7 protein-coding genes and 1 pseudogene are annotated in these 4,757 nt (G+C 45.3%); 6 read left to right on the plus strand and 2 right to left on the minus strand.

Annotated features, from left to right (window positions below; all coding sequences use genetic code 11):
* The coding region (locus tag B3O33_RS08860) for an AI-2E family transporter (RefSeq protein WP_292363447.1) at positions 1 to 363 on the minus strand (363 nt) is incomplete at its 3' end.
* Between the two features lie 208 nt (positions 364 to 571).
* Between B3O33_RS08860 and B3O33_RS16025 the strand changes: the two genes are divergently transcribed.
* The 5 genes from B3O33_RS16025 to nadS all read left to right on the plus strand — a co-directional run bounded on the left by B3O33_RS16025 (position 572) and on the right by nadS (position 2,707).
* Positions 572 to 787: a TIGR02450 family Trp-rich protein gene (locus B3O33_RS16025; RefSeq protein WP_300495897.1), complete on the plus strand. Its 216-nt coding sequence runs from the start codon at positions 572 to 574 to the stop codon at positions 785 to 787.
* 90 nt (positions 788 to 877) lie between these two features.
* A complete protein-coding gene (locus B3O33_RS08865) occupies positions 878 to 1,600 on the plus strand; it encodes a transposase (RefSeq protein WP_292362153.1) in 723 nt (240 codons plus the stop codon).
* 43 nt (positions 1,601 to 1,643) lie between these two features.
* Positions 1,644 to 1,982: a thioredoxin family protein gene (locus tag B3O33_RS08870; RefSeq protein ID WP_292362154.1), complete on the plus strand. Its 339-nt coding sequence runs from the start codon at positions 1,644 to 1,646 to the stop codon at positions 1,980 to 1,982.
* 103 nt (positions 1,983 to 2,085) lie between these two features.
* Positions 2,086 to 2,427: a type II toxin-antitoxin system RelE/ParE family toxin gene (locus B3O33_RS08875; protein ID WP_292362155.1), complete on the plus strand. Its 342-nt coding sequence runs from the start codon at positions 2,086 to 2,088 to the stop codon at positions 2,425 to 2,427.
* Positions 2,420 to 2,707, plus strand: a complete 288-nt coding sequence (gene nadS, locus B3O33_RS08880) for a NadS family protein (RefSeq protein WP_014706138.1) — start codon at positions 2,420 to 2,422, stop codon at positions 2,705 to 2,707. The genes B3O33_RS08875 and nadS overlap by 8 nt, the downstream gene beginning before the upstream one ends.
* 41 nt (positions 2,708 to 2,748) lie before the next feature.
* Here nadS and B3O33_RS08885 read toward each other — a convergent pair whose 3' ends face one another.
* The gene (locus B3O33_RS08885; protein ID WP_292362156.1) at positions 2,749 to 3,594 is read right to left on the minus strand and encodes a DNA ligase; all 846 of its coding nucleotides are present in this window, start codon (positions 3,592 to 3,594) and stop codon (positions 2,749 to 2,751) included.
* A 527-nt stretch (positions 3,595 to 4,121) separates the two neighbouring features.
* Here B3O33_RS08885 and B3O33_RS08890 point away from each other — a divergent pair.
* Positions 4,122 to 4,757: pseudogene (locus B3O33_RS08890) on the plus strand (lytic transglycosylase domain-containing protein); the annotation flags it as partial.

The raw sequence follows: 4,757 nt of genomic DNA on the forward strand, positions 1-4,757 counted from the left end.
GAAATATGGCGTGGCAAGCTGTCCTTCAACAATAGTTAGGATCAAGTAAGCTAGGGCCGGCAGCAGCGCGGCACCGGTATGGTCAAAGGTGAGCAAACCCACGAGGGCCGCGATCGCAACGCCGACAATAGCGCCAATATAGGGCACAAAATTAAAGACGAACGCTAACACACCGAATAAGATGGGATTTGGCATGCCCAGTAGCCACATTGCTACACCAATTGTTATTCCGAGCGCAGCGTTAATGAGGGTAATGGTAAACAAATAATTCGACAACTTGCGTTCGATATCATAGCTAATTCTGGTCGCGTTGCGCTTGTCTTTGAACGTCGGCATGATATGGACAAGCTTTTCGTAAAACATATCACCGGAGGCCAGCAGGAAGAACAGAAATCAATGGGGTCAGAGTGTTTGATTTTACTCTAAGCATATATTTATGCAGCCGATGAAAAGTCGTTATGGAGTATTTTAAGGCTACACGAAAACGCTTAGACACTATTTAGGATGAGAGTTTATTTACAATCGAGTCATGTTAATCTTAAATTGGATAATATTGTCACCAGGCATTGCTATGAATCGAATAAACCCAGCTAAGCTACATAACAGTAAGTGGACCGCGGTGAATCCGATAAAGCGAGAAAAGCATTTCTTGGTATCAGATATCGAGTTTGACGAAGATGGCTCAGTTATCTCATGCAAAGTGGAAGCGATTATTTCTAAGAAGATCTATTCAATCGACTGGACGGAATTAAAAAACCAGGAAAAATGGATTCAGGGTTGGAAATAGCTCTTGGATGGGGCGGAACCTAAAAGGTCAGAGAATTTGGTTTTGTTCAGTGAATAAATAAATTTTATCGTCATTAAGCAAGGATTGCTCATGGCCCGATTGCCAAGATTGTTTATAAAGGACTGTCCTCAACATATCATTCAACGAGGTAATAATCGCCAAGCTATCTTCTTCGCTGATGAGGATTACACGGTTTATTTAGCTAAACTCAAAGACTTGTCCGAGAAGTATCAAGTGAAAGTACATGCCTATGTACTAATGACAAATCATGTTCATTTATTACTTTCAACTGAACACGAGGGTGCTATCAGTAAAATGATGCAATCAATAGGGCGTTATTATGTTTTGTACATTAATAAAACCTATCAACGCACAGGAACTTTGTGGGAAGGACGATATAAATCAACACTTGTCGATAGCGATCATTACTTATTAACTTTAATGAGATACATTGAAATGAATCCTGTTAGAGCAGGCATGGTAGAGCATCCAGTCGAATATCCCTGGTCAAGTTATCAAGCAAATGCAGTGGGGAAGTCAATCGCGTTGTTAACGCCGCATGAGCAATACGTGAAATTAGGCGATACTCATACTGAAAGGCTTTCCAGGTATGTTGGTTTGTTTGATGAGTGTTTATCTGATAACACATTAGAATTAATAAGAGCTGCAACCAATAAAGCGTGGGTATTGGGTAGTGAGCGTTTCAAACGACAGGTTGAAACACAGATTAACCGACGTGTGGAGCCTGCTCATCGTGGTGGTGACAGGAAATCGGAGAAATTTCGCGAGCAAGCTAAAAATCAAACACTCTGACCCTTTTGATTATTCTTGTAACTTACAGTGGGGAGTAAAAAGGATGAAAACCAGTGATATTGGTTCTAACTCTGATTACGCCGAAGAAGCATTTACATTTGAACAAATTAGCGAGTTACCCGGTGAGGTTTTACTTGAGTTTGGCGCGCCCTGGTGTGGACACTGTCAGGCTGCACGTTCGGCGATAGACGAAGTCGTATCTGAACATTCAGAACTCCGACATATCAAAATCTATGATGGAAAGGGCAAACGACTGGGGCGTTTGTTCAAGGTAAAGCTCTGGCCAACTTTGATACTCCTGCACGATGGTAATGAAGTGGATCGTCTTGTTAGGCCATTACGTGCTGACGAGGTTCGAGAATTAATGTCGAAAATCAACTAAAGGCGGCTAACACGTTAAGGCATCGGACATAGCCAGTTGTGCCACTGCTTAAAACGTTAGGCCGTCTTGACAAAGGGTAATCCAATGGATTACATTTTGTTTCATGCAGACGATCGTAGAGCTACCTGAATTCCTGAAACGTGCATTGGGTCTTCTCAGCGAAGAAGAGAAGGTCAGCATTATCAATTATTTGGCTCTCCATCCTCAATCTGGCGACCTCATGCAGGGCACGGGTGGAATTAGGAAGCTACGATGGTCTGCCCAAGGAAAAGGTAAAAGTGGTGGGGTTCGCATTATTTACTACTACCACAATGGCACGATGCCGCTGTTTTTATTAACTGTATTCGGCAAAGGTGAAAAAGCGAATCTGAGCAAGTCCGAGCGAAATCAACTTGCAAAATTCACCCGTCTTTTACGTAAACACTATGGTGGCAATGATGACTAATGCATTTTCAAGTATTAAACAGGGTTTGACCGAGGCAGTAGAGTTTTCTAAAGGCAAATCCAGTAAAGCCGTGGTACACGAATTTAGCCCGCTGGATGTAAAGAAGATTCGGACTAAAGTCGGTATGTCCCAAAATGAATTTGCATCGGCATTCGGTATAAGCGTCAGTACTCTCCGCCACTGGGAGCGTGGGGATCGTACCCCGCAAGGACCCGCTCTGGTGCTTTTGAATGTCGTCGCCAAAGAGCCGGAGCTTGTGCTCCGTGCCTTGGCATCGTAGCGCTGGCAAGGCAATTCACTCCGTCCGCCCCTCAATTCTCATTACTCCCTGATTCGTAAAAAGCTGGCAAAACGGGGCACGCCATTATTTGTGAAGCCATGGTATTTATAAGTGATGATACTGCCGATAGGCGGAGGGTTCGCGCGATCCGCGTCCTTGAACCCAGTGCCAATAGAAAATTCAATGCCTTGTTGATTCTTTACTCGCAGCGCTCCAAGCATGCCCGTGTATTTGCCCTGACCGGGTAAATGCGCAATGACTTCAGCTTCGTTATCAAAGTAAGGTTTTAACTTCAATAAAGCATCACTTCTGTTGGAGCGGTGCGGCGCTGATGCTAAATGCAACATCAAACCTTCCGCACCATTTTCAACCAGCGTTTGCAGGTGTTCACTTAATGCATGGTTGGAGTCAAAACGTTGTTGTTTGACGGCCTGAATATGGTCAGCATTTATCTGTTCGACCAGGCGTGAATAGTTGTTATAACGCTGCTCAAAAGGAAGGTTCGCGTCGGGCATATCAAAAACCATATATCTGACTTCACGCCAAAGTTCATCATCTGGCGTTTGGGTTCGTACAATACCGCTTAAAGCGTCGAAATCCTGCCGTCGTGTCCATAGCTCACCATCAAGCCAAACCCCAGGAAGGGGAGCAGTAAACCATTCAGGAGCTGATATTGCATTGCCTTGCCTGGTAAGCAGTTCTTCGCCTGTCCATATGGCACGCACACCATCGTATTTTTCACTGACCAAGTAGTTGCTGATGTCACTGACATTATCCTGGTCATAAACGTTTGCCAGTTGGACCTGTGGTGGTGTCTCTGCTCCAACGGCGAAAACTTGAACGGTGAAATAGAAAACCGCTAAAAATAAAAGAATAGGTTTTGACATAAATGCATCCTTGCTTGTCAGGGGGGGTGGGTATCACGGGTAGAAAGATAATCGGTCGGGAGGGCTTATTGCTCCTGCATAATGTTGGTCAATAACATTTATATAGATTGGTGTTGCCTGCACCGCCAAATATAGCCTGATCACTGGGCTCAATTCCGCAAATCATGTCGCATACTTTGTTCTTTTATCGTTGATAAAGAGGTCTTACTTTGAATTACCTAATGAACCAATGATAGTGTTATCAGGCATAGTGACAAATAGCTGATGAATATGTGTGCGGGCGTACTATGCAAAGGTCAGGGCTGATCATAAAAAGCCAGGTATCCAAATTGAAGCGCCGCGAGATTGCGAAGATTTTGGTTTCAAATCTGATTGAAGACTACTGCTTTGACAAGGCAATCATCCTTGATCTGCTCGAACGCTGTATTTCATAACACTTCTTTAAAAAGAGCGGCATAATATTACAGGTCAGCACTGGATCGAGCCCTGACCCTGAATCATCTCGCTTTTAACCATTGGAACATCGAATGAAACATATTGGGTGGCTGCTTTTCGTCTTATATAGTTCGAACGCGCTGTCAGCGGGCGAAGTTGAGATCCCTTTGCTGGCTGAAACCGCTCATCTTCAGACGGCGATCAGTCGCGTCCTTGATTTCGATGAAAATGGCCAAAGCACGATTAGCAACGACCCATGCAACCGGGTTGAGTTATCCGATATGGTGGTGGTGACCGATGGTGACCAACTGTCTGTTGGAATGGCATTGACTGCTACTACCGGTGGCTACGTGCTCGGTGCCTGCCGGGGACCGAAACCGTGGCAGGGCCGTCTTGCACTGAAATTGACCCCTCAGGTTATGGCATCGGGACAGGCCATAGAATTTGTACCTGATTCGATTGAATTGTCGCGCCCGGACAGTACCCCTGGCATTTTGACTAAACCCGCTCAGATCATTGCCGATGCGCTGGTGCTGCCGCGCATGAGGAGGGTACAAATTGACCTGGCCGGGCCACTGAACGGCCTTGATGGATTGATCGTGCAAATGCTGGGTCAGGGTAGTGCGCAAGGTGGTGAGCAGTCCCTCATTCAACGAACCCATATTACCCGCCTGCAGACTGAAGAAACAGGCATCAGGGCTTGGCTGGCTTTCCAGGTTCGCGCTCCT

Origin of the sequence: Methylophaga sp. UBA1464 (genome assembly GCF_002325665.1) — a bacterium.
GTDB lineage: Bacteria > Pseudomonadota > Gammaproteobacteria > Nitrosococcales > Methylophagaceae > Methylophaga.

Excerpts from the sequence above, each read along its gene's own strand:
- B3O33_RS16025 (WP_300495897.1), top strand. The coding sequence starts at position 572 with ATGAATCGAATAAACCCAGCTAAGCTACATAACAGTAAGTGGACCGCG.
- B3O33_RS08865 (WP_292362153.1), top strand. The coding sequence starts at position 878 with ATGGCCCGATTGCCAAGATTGTTTATAAAGGACTGTCCTCAACATATC.
- B3O33_RS08870 (WP_292362154.1), top strand. The coding sequence starts at position 1,644 with ATGAAAACCAGTGATATTGGTTCTAACTCTGATTACGCCGAAGAAGCA.
- B3O33_RS08875 (WP_292362155.1), top strand. The coding sequence starts at position 2,086 with ATGCAGACGATCGTAGAGCTACCTGAATTCCTGAAACGTGCATTGGGT.
- nadS (WP_014706138.1), top strand. The coding sequence starts at position 2,420 with ATGACTAATGCATTTTCAAGTATTAAACAGGGTTTGACCGAGGCAGTA.
- B3O33_RS08885 (WP_292362156.1), bottom strand. The coding sequence starts at position 3,594 with ATGTCAAAACCTATTCTTTTATTTTTAGCGGTTTTCTATTTCACCGTT.